The 14,292-nt window shown below is 57.0% G+C and carries 16 protein-coding genes and 1 other RNA gene; 7 read left to right on the forward strand and 10 right to left on the reverse strand.

What is annotated here, in order from left to right; genetic code table 11:
• Positions 1-8: 8 nt before the first annotated feature.
• The gene (psb29, locus tag SIB72_RS11170; protein ID WP_413743908.1) at positions 9-713 is read left to right on the forward strand and encodes a photosystem II biogenesis protein Psp29; all 705 of its coding nucleotides are present in this window, start codon (positions 9-11) and stop codon (positions 711-713) included.
• On the opposite strand, the gene SIB72_RS11175 is transcribed toward psb29, so the two are convergent.
• Positions 680-1,924: a hypothetical protein gene (locus SIB72_RS11175; RefSeq protein ID WP_413743909.1), complete on the reverse strand. Its 1,245-nt coding sequence runs from the start codon at positions 1,922-1,924 to the stop codon at positions 680-682. The genes psb29 and SIB72_RS11175 overlap by 34 nt on opposite strands.
• A 288-nt stretch (positions 1,925-2,212) precedes the next feature.
• The gene (petN, locus tag SIB72_RS11180; protein WP_007097877.1) at positions 2,213-2,314 is read right to left on the reverse strand and encodes a cytochrome b6-f complex subunit PetN; all 102 of its coding nucleotides are present in this window, start codon (positions 2,312-2,314) and stop codon (positions 2,213-2,215) included.
• Between the two features lie 70 nt (positions 2,315-2,384).
• Here petN and clpS point away from each other — a divergent pair, with 70 nt between their 5' ends.
• Positions 2,385-2,681, forward strand: coding sequence for an ATP-dependent Clp protease adapter ClpS (gene clpS, locus SIB72_RS11185; protein ID WP_115121547.1), 297 nt, complete (start codon positions 2,385-2,387; stop codon positions 2,679-2,681).
• Positions 2,682-2,747: 66 nt separating this feature from the next.
• Positions 2,748-3,404, forward strand: a complete 657-nt coding sequence (locus SIB72_RS11190; RefSeq protein ID WP_170955646.1) for a TVP38/TMEM64 family protein — start codon at positions 2,748-2,750, stop codon at positions 3,402-3,404.
• 1 nt (position 3,405) lies between these two features.
• On the opposite strand, the gene SIB72_RS11195 is transcribed toward SIB72_RS11190, so the two are convergent.
• Complete coding sequence (locus SIB72_RS11195) at positions 3,406-3,687, reverse strand: hypothetical protein (protein WP_371411099.1); 282 nt, start codon at positions 3,685-3,687, stop codon at positions 3,406-3,408.
• 21 nt (positions 3,688-3,708) lie between these two features.
• On the opposite strand from SIB72_RS11195, the gene SIB72_RS11200 reads away from it, so the two are divergent.
• On the forward strand, positions 3,709-4,020 hold the full coding sequence (locus SIB72_RS11200) for a DUF2103 domain-containing protein (protein WP_413743910.1): 312 nt from the start codon (positions 3,709-3,711) through the stop codon (positions 4,018-4,020).
• A gap of 609 nt (positions 4,021-4,629) precedes the next feature.
• On the opposite strand, the gene ssrS is transcribed toward SIB72_RS11200, so the two are convergent.
• The 3 genes from ssrS to SIB72_RS11215 all read right to left on the reverse strand — a co-directional run bounded on the left by ssrS (position 4,630) and on the right by SIB72_RS11215 (position 6,925).
• Positions 4,630-4,813: non-coding RNA, 6S RNA (gene ssrS / locus SIB72_RS11205), on the reverse strand.
• 1 nt (position 4,814) lies between these two features.
• Positions 4,815-5,999, reverse strand: a complete 1,185-nt coding sequence (locus SIB72_RS11210) for a 5-(carboxyamino)imidazole ribonucleotide synthase (RefSeq protein WP_413743911.1) — start codon at positions 5,997-5,999, stop codon at positions 4,815-4,817.
• A gap of 26 nt (positions 6,000-6,025) precedes the next feature.
• Positions 6,026-6,925, reverse strand: a complete 900-nt coding sequence (locus SIB72_RS11215) for a carbohydrate ABC transporter permease (protein WP_115121535.1) — start codon at positions 6,923-6,925, stop codon at positions 6,026-6,028.
• A gap of 100 nt (positions 6,926-7,025) precedes the next feature.
• Here SIB72_RS11215 and aroB point away from each other — a divergent pair, with 100 nt between their 5' ends.
• On the forward strand, positions 7,026-8,120 hold the full coding sequence (gene aroB / locus SIB72_RS11220; protein WP_413745114.1) for a 3-dehydroquinate synthase: 1,095 nt from the start codon (positions 7,026-7,028) through the stop codon (positions 8,118-8,120).
• On the opposite strand, the gene SIB72_RS11225 is transcribed toward aroB, so the two are convergent.
• Positions 8,113-9,330 carry a class I SAM-dependent methyltransferase gene (locus tag SIB72_RS11225; protein WP_413743912.1) on the reverse strand — a complete coding sequence of 406 codons (1,218 nt, stop codon included), beginning with the start codon at positions 9,328-9,330 and terminating at the stop codon, positions 8,113-8,115. The two genes, aroB and SIB72_RS11225, sit on opposite strands and share 8 nt — an antisense overlap.
• A 31-nt stretch (positions 9,331-9,361) precedes the next feature.
• On the opposite strand from SIB72_RS11225, the gene SIB72_RS11230 reads away from it, so the two are divergent.
• Positions 9,362-10,168 (forward strand): TPM domain-containing protein, encoded by an 807-nt coding sequence (locus SIB72_RS11230; protein WP_115121533.1) that lies wholly within the window; start codon positions 9,362-9,364, stop codon positions 10,166-10,168.
• Positions 10,169-10,197: 29 nt separating this feature from the next.
• Here SIB72_RS11230 and SIB72_RS11235 read toward each other — a convergent pair whose 3' ends face one another.
• The 3 genes from SIB72_RS11235 to SIB72_RS11245 form a co-directional block, all read right to left on the reverse strand.
• On the reverse strand, positions 10,198-10,941 hold the full coding sequence (locus tag SIB72_RS11235; RefSeq protein ID WP_413743913.1) for an endolysin: 744 nt from the start codon (positions 10,939-10,941) through the stop codon (positions 10,198-10,200).
• 298 nt (positions 10,942-11,239) lie between these two features.
• Positions 11,240-12,334, reverse strand: a complete 1,095-nt coding sequence (locus SIB72_RS11240) for a hypothetical protein (RefSeq protein WP_413743914.1) — start codon at positions 12,332-12,334, stop codon at positions 11,240-11,242.
• Positions 12,331-13,182 carry a TIGR04168 family protein gene (locus SIB72_RS11245; protein ID WP_413745115.1) on the reverse strand — a complete coding sequence of 284 codons (852 nt, stop codon included), beginning with the start codon at positions 13,180-13,182 and terminating at the stop codon, positions 12,331-12,333. The genes SIB72_RS11240 and SIB72_RS11245 overlap by 4 nt, the downstream gene beginning before the upstream one ends.
• 65 nt (positions 13,183-13,247) lie before the next feature.
• On the opposite strand from SIB72_RS11245, the gene nadA reads away from it, so the two are divergent.
• A complete protein-coding gene (nadA, locus tag SIB72_RS11250; RefSeq protein ID WP_115121529.1) occupies positions 13,248-14,219 on the forward strand; it encodes a quinolinate synthase NadA in 972 nt (323 codons plus the stop codon).
• Positions 14,220-14,292: the final 73 nt, after the last annotated feature.

A 14,292-nucleotide genomic window follows, 5' to 3' on the forward strand; every position in this document is an offset into this window, starting at 1 on the left:
GCAAGCACTTGGGTGAGCATCTGACCATTGCTGACAGCAAAAGGGCGTTTCACAGCGCGTTCCCTCATGTGATTCCCTCGCTGTATCGGCGGACAGCCGATGAGTTGCTGGTCGAGCTGCACTTGCTCAGCCATCAGAAATTTTTCACAGCTGATGCCCTGTTCGCTGTGGGGCTGAAGCAGGTGTTCAACGCCTTCACTCAGGGTTATCGCCCTGATCAGCATCGGAAGCCCCTGTTCATGGCGCTTTGCAGCTGCAACGGCTTCGATGGAGAGGAGCTGATCAAACTCGCTGAAGATAGTGAATCGGCTGTGGAAGGCCATTCAGTCGAGGACGTTCAAGGCTGGGTCCGCGAGAAAGGTGCTGGAGCGCCAGAAGCGATGGCTAAGGCATTGGATCAGGCCAATCAGCCGAATTTTCACTATTCGCGATTGATGGCAGTCGGTCTGCTCACCCTGCTAGCAAAAGCTCAGGGAGAGCAAAGCTCGGACCCTGCCGAACTAGCCAAGCTGGCTCACGAACTGAGTGAACCGCTTGGGATGACGAAGGACCGAGTTGAAAAGGACCTGGGTATCTACAACCGCAATCTGGAGAGGATGGCTCAGGCCGTTGAACTGATGGAAGAGACCCTTGCTGCCGAACGACGCAAGCGCGAACGACAAGACGACACCACACAATCTCAGGAGGCTCCTGCAACAGGCAGCGAAAGCTGACCTCGCAGCTCAAACCACTCAGGTTCGCCAGCAGTGCCAAGGGTATGCAACGAAAGCTGCAATGTTGAGGATTGCCTCAACACCCTCGGCCAGCTGCCGCTCAGCAGCTTGTGCCGAACGATCTGAGCGGGATCAGCCAAAAGGATCAATCTCAGGCCTGGTGTCTTTTCCGGAAGCAACGGTGGAAACGGTTGTTGAGCCGGTGCCATACCAAGACCGATGCTGAGCAAGGCCTGATTCGAGGGGAGCTGAAGCCATTGCCAACCTCCAGCCACAGTCCCTTTTTGCGTCAGGGGATCCGTCCACAGAACAGCCGTCGCAGCCATTGACTGAAGGCCCTGATCACGCAGTCGTCCACTGATGACATCAAGTGACGCTTGAAAGGACTGTTGTTCAGCTTCCGGCTTCAACTGCAATTGAACGCCGGCTTGAAAAAACGCAGGCGTCTGCGGGAGAAGCACTAACTGGAATGGTGACTGCAACAGTTGCGTGCGTTGTCGACGCCCCAATCCATAAAGCTGTTCCAGGGGTTGACGAATGATCTGGCGCGAAATCAAGGCCGACATCAGCAAACCGATGTTCCGCCCCTGGATCTGCAGTAACGGTTTGAGCGAATTGGAGCCGGATTCAGTAATGACCGACGACAACGCAAGCTCAGGGTCCGAAAAGGTATCCCGCACAGCAAGGGACGGAGGCGCAGCAGCAAAATCACGGGGACCAACCCAGCCATGCCACTGGAGTTGACGACCGCGCATGCGCAGAGCGAGACAGCCGTGACGGGCCTGCTGCAACAACGGAGAGAGTGCCCCACTGAGCCGAGCCAGACCCTCAGGCCGCCATTGCACCGAAGCGGAACGGTCAAGACGGCGGATGCAGGCGTCTTGAAGAGGGGACACAACAGCCGGAGCCGTGCCTTCTTGGCCCAGCCATTGCTCGAGATGCTGTTGATTGAGCGCATCTGCACTGATGAGGATTAACCCATCAAGATCTCGTGCGAAGAGCCTGGAACGTTCGCTCGATGTGAGCAGGTGAGCAGGTAGTGCCAGGTAGTTCTGACCATCTGCAGTCCAGGCTTGCCACCAGATCCCTCGTCCAAGTCGCTTCCAGAGGGATAAAGCAGGCTTCACACCAAGCCTTTGGTACCAAAGCTGTGGTGGAGCCTGGGTTGGATCGCCTTGAAAGCTCTGCAGCAGTGCCGCGGCTGAGGACAACCTCAGCAGGCCAGCGCGTCGAGCTGTGCCAACCGCAGCTGTGGTGCAACACACACCAAGGAGGGAAACCGATAGGAGAAGCCCAAGGCCACCTACCGACCAAGGAGATCGGGCAACAGAACCGATCAGGCCTTGCCAGATCCTTTTCCTTTGCGCCGACGGCCACGATCCCGCCATTCAATTATGGAGAGGTAAATCACAGCAACACTGACAAAAACCAGCAGTGTTGCTGCGGTGATAGCCAGCCCTTGACTCAGGACTGGCGACTGCAGCGCTTCAGACAACACCTCAGAAGTTCAGGGTGCCATCACCATTGCGACCCCACACCACCATGGCGATTGAGAAGCTGAACATGGCGGCCAGGGATGCCCAGGCAAAGGTGAACAGCATGGAAGGCGTGATGCGAGTGCGAGGATTTTAACTAGCCTCCTGCCTCAATCCGCCAGTACTGTTGATTCTCATGACAGGCTCCACTGCCGGCTCCGCCACCCTGCTGGAACGTTCGCGCACCACGCAGGGCTATCCCCAGGCCAGGGTGATCGTTCTCAATGACGACGTGAACACCTTTGAGCACGTCGTGGATTGCCTGTGCCGGATCATTCCAGGAATGGGCAAAGATCGGGCCTGGAAACTTGCTCACAAAATCGATAACGAGGGCTCAGCTGAGGTCTGGTGCGGCCCACTCGAGCAAGCTGAGCTCTACCACCAACAGCTCGGTGCAGAGGGCTTGACCATGGCGCCGATTGAGCGCTGCTAAGCCAGACCCTCCAAAACTGAGAGCAATCACTCGCCGTACAGTCCCTTGGACGAACGGAACCACGGCGTGCCTGCTTTCAAGAGAGCACTGAAGATCACCCTGTGGGTCGCGCTCTTTGTCATCGCTGTCTTTTTTCTCCAGCGCTACGGGCTTGAACCGTTGCAAGAGATCGTCAAAAAGATGGGGTTTTGGGCTCCGTTAGGACTGTTTCTGCTGCGTGGGATCAGCATCATCCTGCCAGCGCTACCGAGTTCGATCTACTCCCTGCTGGCAGGATCTTTGCTTGGTTTCAAGGTCGGTTACATCACGATCGTCCTTGCTGATTTGGTGTGCTGTGGAGCTGCATTCGCCATCGCCAGAACGTGGGGGCGTGAACCGGTCAGCAAGCTTGTAGGCCAAAAAGCGATGCAACGCATCGACGGTTTTGGCAAAAACCAACTCGAGGGAAATTTCTTCCTGATGACAGGCTTACTGATGACAGGTCTGTTCGACTTTCTCAGTTACGCCATTGGCATCAGTCGCACACACTGGCGAGTCTTTGCGCCCGCTTTGGTGATCAGCGTTTTGATTAGCGACTCGATCATTGTTGCTGTGGGCGCTGGCGTGACCCAGGGAGCCAGCGTGATGCTGTTCGTCGCCTTGTTTGCGATGTTCGGTCTCGCCGTGCTCACCGGCCTGGTCAAGCGGCGGGAGAAGAACGCCAGCCCATCGCAAGACTTCTAACTCATGCTGCGGGTTCCCGTCTTGAGCGAGCCAGACGCATCAGAACCGACGTCTGCAAACGCTTGCTCTCATTATTCAGCACGTAACGCATAACTCTGCCTGGGCTATAGGCGAGGCCACGCACCTCCAAGCCATGCAGCTCTGTGGTGAGCACACAGGCGTTGGGCCCATGGCGCCTGAGCAACGGCTCCCCGACCAAAAGCCGCAGGCTATCCACTGACTTGAGCATCACGACCAGCAGGGCTCTCTCTTTGTCGTAGCCAAAGTCGCTAGCTTCAGCCAACTCTGAAGACCTGCTTCAACCTTGGGCCGGCTGGTAATCACACACAGCACATACCTGGAGGGTTTGATTCCTTGGCTCAGAGCCCTGGCAGCTGATGAGGCGATCCAGACCATCACACCGGCTGTGATCGCCAGGGTGCGGGGCAGAACCCAAGGCTTAAGACTTCGGCTCTCAACCCCAATGCTGGGCGGCTACAAACTTGTTGCCCGTCGGGGAGCGACGGTGCAGGAGGTGTTTGTCGTCACGAACCTGGCTGCTGAAGAACTGCAACGCAGGATCGATTCTTGCCAACCTGAGGCCTCGATCAAAGGGCGCTCATCCGCCAAGAGCTGATCAGCACAGCAGCGTGCTGGTTGCAACGACAGGCCAATCGCAAAGAAGCAGAAAACATCGGACACTGATCCAGCGACGCCACACTGATGCAGGAGGCTGAAGCAGACCCCGCGCTGGCCTCAGACTTCGACAAATGCTCAGGTGACAGCGGCAATGAACGTTCAAAGACCTCACACTGCACGAGAGTGGGCCCAGCTCCAGTTGAAACGGTTGCTTGAGCTGATCGGAGACATGACGGCGATGGGGTCTGCAAGCAACACCATCGACCAGTTCAATCCCCAACAACGCCGGAATCGCGATGGCAACTGGCGCTGAAAGCCAGACCAAGCTGATCCCGAACCATCCCATCCAGGCGATGACATTGCCATCCGCATGAGCAGGGCTGCTGCGACGTCATTCAGTCGCATTGTCTGACAGCACTCCTGTTTCGGCTGATTTGAGGATGCTTCCATGGGCGCTAACCGGAAGCGAGTGGGAAGGAGTACGGACGATGCGAACAAGGTCCGATCACTGCACATTGAGGTGGTCTGTTCGAGGGATATCGAGCGAAGAAGACCGCTTAAGGGCTGCGCCGATCAACGTTGGCTTTCACGCCATGAAGAAGGAAGAGGGTGAACCGCTGTGCCGTGCGAGCCCCAGTGATCGACCTGGAAGAACCAGAAGGGGCAACAAAGCGGGGATTCGTTTCCGGCTACGAGGCCGGTTTACGGCACCGTCACGACAGTCGCCCCAAGTCGATAGAGAGTCAGATCAGAGCACTAGAGAAAGGCCGTCACCAACACAGCAGTCCCTCATCAATTTAAGGGCAAAGGCCAGATAGAGCGCACCCGTTGCAAGGCGTCCATGGCCTGACGCCAGCGACTGGATGCGTCCTCGCCATCGAGCACAACAGTGACATGACCCAGTTTTCGACCAGGACTTTCACCTTGCTTGTCATACCAATGAAGATTGAGGGAAGGTTCAGCACGCAGGGCTGAAAGGCGTTGATCCAGAGAAGTCGCTTGATCGGCAGGCAACCCCAACAGATTGACCATGAATGCCCCGGGCACCTTGAGGACAGGATCGGGAATGTCGAGGCCAGCTGCAATGCAAAGTTGTTGATCAAACTGACTACTGTGACAGGCCTCAATCGAGAAATGGCCCGAATTGTGAGTGCGTGGAGCAATTTCATTTACAAGTAACCCCTTAGATCCGTAAAACATCTCAATCGCCATCACACCCACGTAGTCCAATGTGGTGAGAAGGGATGCAGCAATGTTGTATGCAGTGGCCTCAACGAGCTGCTCAACATCGGCCGGCGCAAACACCCAATCACAAACCTGGTTCGATTGGTGCGTCTTAGCCAAAGGCAGAGCCCGAACCCGGCCGGACTGATCGCGACTGACCACCAGGGCCAGTTCGCTCTCGTAATCGACCCAGGCTTCCAAAATCCAGTCGTCAGGATCGACAGATCGCAACAGTTCAGCCAGGCAGTCAATGGTTTTCAACACCCTGGTGCCCCTGCCGTCGTAACCACCGGTCACGGCCTTGGCCATTACAGGGAACGACCAGCCCTTGGGTAATGACGGAGCACCTGGATCGATAGAGATCAGTTCAACCCAGTCAGGACTTGGAATGGATAACCGATCGAGCAGTTGACGTTGGTGAAGCTTGTTCACCAGGGGTTTCAGACTGGCCAGCGAGGGGCGAAACCGAGCTCCTTTGCGCTCAAGAGCTGTCAGGGCTTCAATGCTGACCCACTCATTCTCAAAGGTGATGCTGCTACATCGCTTCAGCAATGCCTGAGTGGCGTCAGCATCAACAGGATCCGCCTCAATGACGTCCGCCGCAATCTGGGCAGCTGGATCAGCCAGAGAAGGGGTCTGGACGATCACCTCCACATTCCGCTGACGAGACGCATCAACGAGCATCCGTGCCAGCTGACCACCGCCAACGACGCCTATCCGGGAGAGTCGGTTGTCAGCTGCTGCGCTGGTCATGAAAAGGGAGTTGTGGCTGATGGTGTTCAGATCAATCCTCGCTCGCCGGCGAAAACCAAACGAAACAGAGTCAGGACCATCACCAGCAGGAATAAGGCCAAGCCAACTGTGCAGGCATAGCTGATCTCGAGTTCCGAAAACGCCTGGTCATAGACGTAATAGACAAGGGTGCGGGTCGAATCGGCTGGCCCACCCTGGGTCATGAGAAACACCTCCTCAAAAACCTTGGTGGCCGCGATCGCAGAAATCACTGAAACAAGAGTGATATATGGGCGCAAAAGGGGAAGAGTGATATCAACATGTTTACGCCAGCCATCGCTGCCATCCAGCTCAGCAGCTTCATAGAGCTCCTGAGGGATGCCCTGCAAGCCTGCGAGAAAAATCACCATGTAATACCCAAGTCCCTTCCACAACGTCACGAGCATCACCGAGGGGAGTGCCAGAAGCGGGTTAGTGAGAAACCCGATTGGCGCAAATGCGTCTCCTAGCAACGCCACCATCCAGCCGTTCACCAGACCGTTTTCGGCGTAGAGCCATCGGAACGCGATGGCTGCCACCACAATCGAAACGAGCACTGGTGTGTAGAAGCCTGCACGGAGGACATACATGCCCGGTAAACGACGGTTGACCAGAACCGCCAGAGCGAGTGACCCCAAAACGATGGGGGGAACGATCCCAATCAAATAGAGCAACGTGGTGATGAGCACCCGATAAAACATCGGATCCAAACTCAACCTGTGCAGATTGGCGAAGCCGACAAAACGCAGTGGTTCGGAAACATCAAGGCCTGTTTGGGTGAAGGTCATCACCAAGGCCATCAAAGCGGGCACGAGCACCGAAATGGCCAACAACACCAGCGCAGGTACGAGAAAAGACCAAGCCGTGATTGTCTGGCGCCATTTGCCTAGATCAAGCCTGCGGCCCATGCACTCTCAGCATTCTTCGCGGAGGTTAGGCGGGATGGCCGATCTAGACGGCAGAGTGGAGCGGTCTTCAGCCGCGCCCCATGGCGCTGATTGCCCTCTGATGCAACGCATCCCCGTCAAACTCGCGTTGAACCCATACAACGTTGTGATCGGGAGTGGATCACTTCAGAGTCTGGGCGAGGAGCTTCTGCGCACAGATCGCCCTGCACCTCGCAAGGTGCTCGTTGTCAGCAACCCGGATGTGGCCGCTCCCTATGGGGAGACTTGCTTGAAGAGCCTGCGAGACAGCGGCTACGAACCGGAACTGCTGGTCATCGAGGCCGGAGAAGACCAGAAGCATCTGGACACGGTGAGCAAGATTCACGATGCAGCCCATCGCTTACGGCTCGAACGCGGTTCCTTGATGGTTGCCCTCGGTGGTGGGGTCGTCGGAGACATGACGGGCTTTGCAGCGGCAACCTGGTTAAGGGGTATCGCGGTTGTGCAGGTGCCAACCACGCTGCTCGCAATGGTGGATGCAGCGATCGGAGGGAAAACCGGTGTGAATCACCCGGGGGGGAAAAACCTGATCGGGGCTTTTCATCAACCCAAACTGGTGCTCATTGATCCGTTAACACTCAACACACTGCCAGCCAGGGAATTCCGTGCCGGGATGGCAGAAGTGATCAAATACGGAGTGATCGGAGATCCCGAGCTGTTTGCTCTTCTCGAAAACATCGAGACACTCAGTGATGCTTCCGGTCTAGGCGAACAAAACCTGCAAACCATTCTCGAACGATCCACCCAGGCCAAGGCCGAGGTGGTAGCGGCCGATGAACGCGAGGGCGGTCGCCGCGCAATCCTCAATTACGGTCACACCTTCGGGCATGTGGTCGAAAATCTCACTGGATACGGAACCTGGCTGCATGGAGAAGCCGTTGCCATCGGCATGGTGGCCGTTGGAGAGCTTGCGGTTCTACGTGGCGACTGGAGTCGCCTCGATGCAGATCGACAACGCCGATTGGTGCAGAAATGCGGCTTACCCGCGATTTGGCCGGCCTTGGCACAGGATGCCGTTCTCGACACCCTTCAAGGAGATAAGAAGGTTCAAGACGGTCGAGTCAGATTCGTGATTCCCTCCACCATCGGTTCTGTCCATATCGCTTCTGATGTCAGCAGCGAAGAAATCAGATCTTGTCTGGACTGTCTCAGCTGATCTCCGACGGAGGCTCCAGGAATCGCGCCTGCAAAGGCAGAGGATCGTCCGAAAGATCTCGGCAACGCTGCAGAGCAATCCAGCGAAAGTCACCAAGAGCACCAGGATCCACAAGACGAAGCAATGCCTCCCGACGCTGCAAAGCGAGAGCCAACTGGTCCGTTGGCAATCTCTGCAGATTGTGCAAGCGTTCAGCCAGGCCGAGTGACAGCAGTGCCTCCCCCTGTCGGCAGTGGCCCAGGCAGAGCCAGCCCCGCTGGCGCGCCTGGGCGATGAGTGTATCGATGCAAAGGTGCGCTGTCAGATCTGTCAAACCTGCCTGGCCGAGCAGATCGTTCGACACCTTCTGATGGCGGTAGGCAAGCAAGGTACCGGCGCTGCGCAGGGCGCTGTAATAACGAGCTGCCTCATGGGCGTAGTCAACAATCAGCAGCACTCCGTGGCCTAAGGCACCTGCCGCTGACTGGAGCCAGTCAGGAACACTGTGATGCCATTCCGTGGTCCAACCCTCTGGGGCGCCCGCCGGAGGCAGGACCAAATCGCACTGATGCTCTGCCCATTGCAGTTGCTGTTCCAGAGCCTCAGGCAAAGGTTGCTCAGCCCACTGAAGCCGCACTGTCTGATCAGACCCCATGGCAGCAGTGACCAACAACTGATTCAGCTCTCCCTCTCGATTCACAAGTCGTTCCACGGGCAGTGCATCGAGTAATTCGTGAGCCAGAAAGACACCGATGAGCGGTTGCGAAGACAATTGCTCAAGACTGCGCCAGGTCACCGCCAGCGAGTCGACCTGATCGAGGCGCTTCCGTTGGCGAGCAGCCATCCCTTGATTGAGTTCCACCAGAATCAACTCAAGGCGATCAAGCCACTCCGGTTGCAAGCGATTCAACTCAGTGATGAGATCAGCGGCTAGATCTCCTTCTCCCGGACCGATGTCCACAAGGCAAAGAGGAGCCTCTGGATGAAGAACCGCCAGTTGATCGAACCATTGCACCAGTTGCAGCGCCAAGAGAGCCGCGAAATCTGGACCCATGGATGGAGAGGTCACGAAATCGCCATCAGGCCCAACGCGCAGGATTCCGGCTCCGTAGGCGCCATGGTCGGGATCATGCAGAGCCAACTCCATGAAGCGACGGAAGGAGATGGTGCCGCCGGCCTCTTCAAACCGCGTGACCATCCAGGCCGGACAAGGCGCACCGAGGCTTTCCATTCGAGAGAATGCCGATCACTGCACTGGAGCTATGGGAGCACACCGAGGCTTTCGCCCTGTCCTGGCGATGCTCTCCCTGATTGTTCTGCTCATCGCAGGCAGTCCGGCCTGGGCCAGCGACAATCCGGAATTGCTGCCGGATCACCCCACCCCCGTCATCGATCTGGCAAGAGCCCTCAGCGATCGGCAGCGCACAGAGCTCGAATCCAACCTGACAGCATTTGAGCAACGCACCGGATGGAAGCTGCGTGTGCTGACTCAATACGAGCGCACTCCGGGAGTGGCGGTCAAGGAGTTCTGGGGCCTTGATGAGCGCAGCGTTTTGCTGATCGCAGATCCTCGCGGCGGCAACCTGCTCAATTTCAATGTGGGTGATGCCTTTTTCGCTCTGATGCCACGCACCTGGTGGGTGGAACTGCAGACGCGATACGGCAATCAGTTCTATGTGCGTGACAACGGTGAAGACGGATCGATCTATGCAGCCCTAGATGCCGTTGAGGTTTGCCTGGATCGTGGCGGTTGCCAGGTTGTACCGGGGCTACCGCTTGAGCAGTGGCTCTGGACCCTCACCACCTCTGTGCTGGGTGGGTTGATCGCCGGATTCGCTGCTTACCCCAGAGAGAAAAGCGATCTGATCGCCTGGCCGTGGCTGCTGCTGCTGTCTCCCTTGTGGGTGATGTTGTTTGGCATCTTCGGCATCGCACCGGTGGTGACCCGAACCAGTGACCTACTGCCCGTGCTTCGCAATGGCATGGGATTCCTTGGAGGTGCCGTGCTGGCCTATTTGATTGCACAGGCGACCGTTGGTCGGAAGCTGGAAGAATCCGATGGTTCCTGAAGGGGCTGAAGGTGTGTGAGCAGCGGAAATCAGAAGCCGCAGAGGATGGTCGGAGGCCTGCAAACAGGACTTGAAGGCTTGGCAGTCTCGTCTTGATCTGTAGAGAGAGCTTCTCGGCGCTGATCGCGCACACGACGAAGTTGAGCCAGGCTGACGTTGTAAAAGCTATGCAACCGGGTAAAACGTTTCACCGGTTGTCCGTAGTAACTGACGCCGCGAAGGGTTGGGAACGAGGCCCACTCAGGAGCAAGCAGAGCAGCGAGTTTGGGGGTCAAGTTGCCGGTATCAGCCAAGGGAAGGGCCTTCCGGCGTTGGATCAGATAAATCGCGCCCTGGTCCTGGGCTTCAGGACCAAAACCACGCACGCCAATGCTGCGTTGCACCATCTCCCAGGTGAAGGGCATGAATTGATAAGCACCCGCAGCTGCACTGGCATAACGAGAGGAATAAATCACGCGGTTGGGGTGACGTTCGAGGGAAGCCATCAGGCCTCCTCCGAACATGACGCGATAACCAAGGTCAAGACCTCCCTTCCAGGTTCCTTCAGCGAAACGGATGGTATTGAGAAGGGCACGGCGCTCAGGTGTGATCACATAAGGAAGCCCGATTGCCGGGGCTTCCTCGGGTAATTGAACGGAGAGAGAACGTGCTGAGGTCTCAGGAGAAGGGAATGGAATGGTTGCTGCCTGCCCTGCAACCGATGGAATGAAGACACAAGTGCTTGCGACGGCCCCTGCAAGAACACGGCAGGTGGTCGGAGCAAGAAAAGTCATGAATTGCGTTCAGGGAGCAACGGTGTTGAACACACCAGTGGAGAACCAGAAGCGGATGGAACCCACAACAAGGAAGAGATTTCTGAATTAAGCAGAAAAACTCATGTCCGTTGTCAACCGAACTCTCCCGAAAGAATCACCATTGCCCATCCCACGCCGGACAGTGAGGCAACCGTCCTGGCATTGATGTCGGTTTTTGAATCGCATCTCGCCGCTCAGCTAGCCCTTGAGACTTGGCTTTGAGCCGACGCAAGAAACCATGCGGCTTTTGAATAAGAAAGGCTTATCTCAGAGTGGTTTAAGCGGATCCCCGCATCACAAGGCGGGAAATCTCCAGGGCTGCAACCTCAGCACCGTTCGCCGGTAACGGTGATTCCGTGGATGGAATCAAGGGCTGATTCAGCTGCCAATCACCCTCCGCAAAGCCGCGGGCTGAGAGAAGACGATGACAACCATGACGACGCAGACCTTGCATCAACGCCCTCGCCTCTGCGAATCCCTCTCTCTCAACGACATGCAAACCCAACCCAGCGCTCAGCGCCTCAGAGAAAGTGCTGAAACCAGGTTTGCCCAGCAAGCGATCACACATGGGCATGACATCGACAGGTCGAAGTCCAGCTGGAAGCAACGTCACGTTGGTGATGGCCCGCAGGTTGTCGGCATGACGGGGATCTAAAGGAGGCGCCATCAGGAAATGATGGTCGGGCCAGAGATCAAACAATCGGGGATCAATCGAGAGGCCCAAACCACCAAAGCCAACAAACACCAATCGGGTTTGAAGGCTGCTGAGGCAATGCTGAAAATCCAAAGGCACAGGTCTGGGCTGGGCCGAAATCAGTCCGATGCTGCGTTCAGGCACACCCCAGTCCATCGCCAGATCGAAAGGCATGCGCAACAGACGATCACCGCTGGCATAAGCCTCCCTGGCCTCAAGGCAGTGAGGCTGAAAGGCTCTCCCCAGCGGGGAGTAAATGTCGTCCCAGCCAAAATTTCCCATCCATACCAGCGGTGCATGGATGCGTCGGGCCAACGTACTGATCGCAGGTGGAATGTCCCCGAGCACCACAACAGGCAGCCCCTGAGCCCTGATCCAGCGGGCTTCCTCGTCAATCTGCTCCGGGAGATGGTGTTCCAGGGTCCGCAGAGCCATCAAGGTGGCCTGCTCATCACAATGGAGAGCATCGGCCTGCACCATCCCCACATCCCAGCGCAGCTGCCGAAAGAGAACGGGCAAACCCGCGAAAACAAGCTTGAGGAAGGCTGGATCCACTTTGGAACTGACGACGAAGCGCCAGAGCGGATGCAACGCATGTAAAGCCGAAACCACGGCCGCCTGACGGGCAGCGTGGCCGTAGCCATGACTGCTGAGAGCGAGATAAACGAGCACCTTCATGACGGGATGCCATCGCCAGCTTGATAAAGGGTTTCGGCGTAGGCCAAAGATCCATCGGGCAGGTACCAGCGATGACTCACATGATTGAGCTGACCATGCCCGAACTCGACCCAAGAGAAGTGGGTCAGGGTGCGATCGTCCCCATCCAGGCCTCGACGAGGGACACAAGCCGCATTGAGGTAAACCGTGCCATGACGGTCGCGGTAAAAAGTGCGGCGCTGCCCTTGTTTCGCTTTCAATTGATGGTGCATGTGACCAAACACCACCAACTGGGGACGACGTTGGCAGCTCAGGCGATCGATGGCCAAAGCGAGATCACCATCCCCCCAGTCACAGGCTGGAGCCTTCCAATCCCTGCCGCAGGGATCACCAGCCTCAGACCCCAGTCCGGTCGGTCCGCAGTGCGCAAGTAAAACAAGCGGCCAATCGTCAGGGACCGCACGACATGCCTCCACAATCCGATCGGCCGACTGTTCCATGGTGAGCGGACCAACAACCGCCTCAACAGCAGGGGAGAGGTGAAAACCTCCACCAGCCGTACCTGGACGACAGCCAACAACACCCAAGCAGGGGGTGTCCCAGTGACGCATCCGCCAGGCACAGTGCAGATCACCCAACAGATCAATCTGTTGTTGAAAAACAGCCCCACTGCGATCTCGGCCGCGATCGTGATTTCCCAGGATCACCGCCACAGGAAAAGAGAGACGTGTAATCGCCTTCGTCAGGCGTCGGTCCCCGTCGCTGAGGTCACCGACAAACAAAACGGCATCGGGGGCAAGGCAATCAAGCAGACGTGCATCCGCATCAGACCAAACCCCATGCAGATCACCAGCGATGGCCACACGCAGGCTTGGGGACGTTGCAGTCAGGGGGGGTGCCTAGGCTGATCCCCATCCTGCCGCAGATGGTCCTAATGACCGCTGTTTCTGTTCCCGCATCGGCCGTGGTAGCCCCTCCGCCACCCACGGAACTGGCAGCGGCGATTGACGCCCTGAGGCGCCAACGCAACGCGGTGATCCTGGCGCACTATTACCAGGAGCCAGAGGTGCAGGACATCGCCGATTTCATCGGAGATTCGCTTGAACTCTCACGCAAGGCAGCCAACACCGACGCCGATGTGATCGTGTTTTGCGGTGTTCACTTCATGGCAGAAACAGCAAAAATTCTCAGTCCAGCCAAAACCGTTCTCTTGCCTGATCTCGAGGCAGGCTGCTCCTTAGCCGATGACTGCCCTCCGGATGAATTCGCTGCCTTTAAGGCGCAGCATCCCAATCATCTGGTGGTGAGTTACATCAATTGCAGTGCTGCGGTGAAAGCTCAAAGTGACCTGATCTGCACAAGCAGCAACGCCGTTGATCTTGTCCGACAGCTTCCCGATGACAGACCGATTCTGTTCGCTCCGGATCGCAATCTTGGCCGTTGGGTTCAGAACCAGAGCGGCCGAGATCTCACTCTTTGGCCTGGACGCTGCATCGTGCATGAAACCTTCAGCGAGGAGGCACTTCTCAAATTGCAACTGCGTCATCCCGATGCCGAAGTGATCGCCCATCCCGAGTGCATCCAATCCCTGCTTGAACAGGCAGATTTCATTGGTTCCACCAGCAAACTTCTCCAATACGCCGAAACCAGCACCTCTGAGACGTTCATCGTTCTGACTGAGCCTGGGATCATTCATCAAATGAAGAGGAGGCTTCCTCAGAAGCACTTCCTCGATGTTCCTGGCACTGATGGATGCAGCTGCAACGCTTGCCCCTACATGCGGCTCAATACCCTCGAAAAGCTTCATGCGTGCTTGGTGTCTCTCTCGCCAGAAATCACCATGGAAGAATCCCTTCGCGCCCAAGCGGAAGCACCGATCCAGCGAATGCTCGAGATGAGTCGCTGATCGGAACCAGCCGTTCTGAGATTCGCAGCACCGACGTTGCGACGAACACTTCATCGCCCCCGTACGCCATTGC

The organism is Synechococcus sp. MIT S9451, assembly GCF_047304725.1.
In the GTDB taxonomy this organism is placed as follows: domain Bacteria; phylum Cyanobacteriota; class Cyanobacteriia; order PCC-6307; family Cyanobiaceae; genus Synechococcus_C.

Excerpts from the sequence above, each read along its gene's own strand:
- SIB72_RS11235 (WP_413743913.1), bottom strand. The coding sequence starts at position 10,941 with ATGACTTTTCTTGCTCCGACCACCTGCCGTGTTCTTGCAGGGGCCGTC.
- SIB72_RS11240 (WP_413743914.1), bottom strand. The coding sequence starts at position 12,334 with ATGAAGGTGCTCGTTTATCTCGCTCTCAGCAGTCATGGCTACGGCCAC.
- SIB72_RS11210 (WP_413743911.1), bottom strand. The coding sequence starts at position 5,999 with ATGACCAGCGCAGCAGCTGACAACCGACTCTCCCGGATAGGCGTCGTT.
- nadA (WP_115121529.1), top strand. The coding sequence starts at position 13,248 with ATGACCGCTGTTTCTGTTCCCGCATCGGCCGTGGTAGCCCCTCCGCCA.
- clpS (WP_115121547.1), top strand. The coding sequence starts at position 2,385 with ATGACAGGCTCCACTGCCGGCTCCGCCACCCTGCTGGAACGTTCGCGC.
- SIB72_RS11225 (WP_413743912.1), bottom strand. The coding sequence starts at position 9,330 with ATGGAAAGCCTCGGTGCGCCTTGTCCGGCCTGGATGGTCACGCGGTTT.
- SIB72_RS11215 (WP_115121535.1), bottom strand. The coding sequence starts at position 6,925 with ATGGGCCGCAGGCTTGATCTAGGCAAATGGCGCCAGACAATCACGGCT.
- aroB (WP_413745114.1), top strand. The coding sequence starts at position 7,026 with ATGCAACGCATCCCCGTCAAACTCGCGTTGAACCCATACAACGTTGTG.
- SIB72_RS11230 (WP_115121533.1), top strand. The coding sequence starts at position 9,362 with ATGGGAGCACACCGAGGCTTTCGCCCTGTCCTGGCGATGCTCTCCCTG.
- petN (WP_007097877.1), bottom strand. The coding sequence starts at position 2,314 with ATGCTGTTCACCTTTGCCTGGGCATCCCTGGCCGCCATGTTCAGCTTC.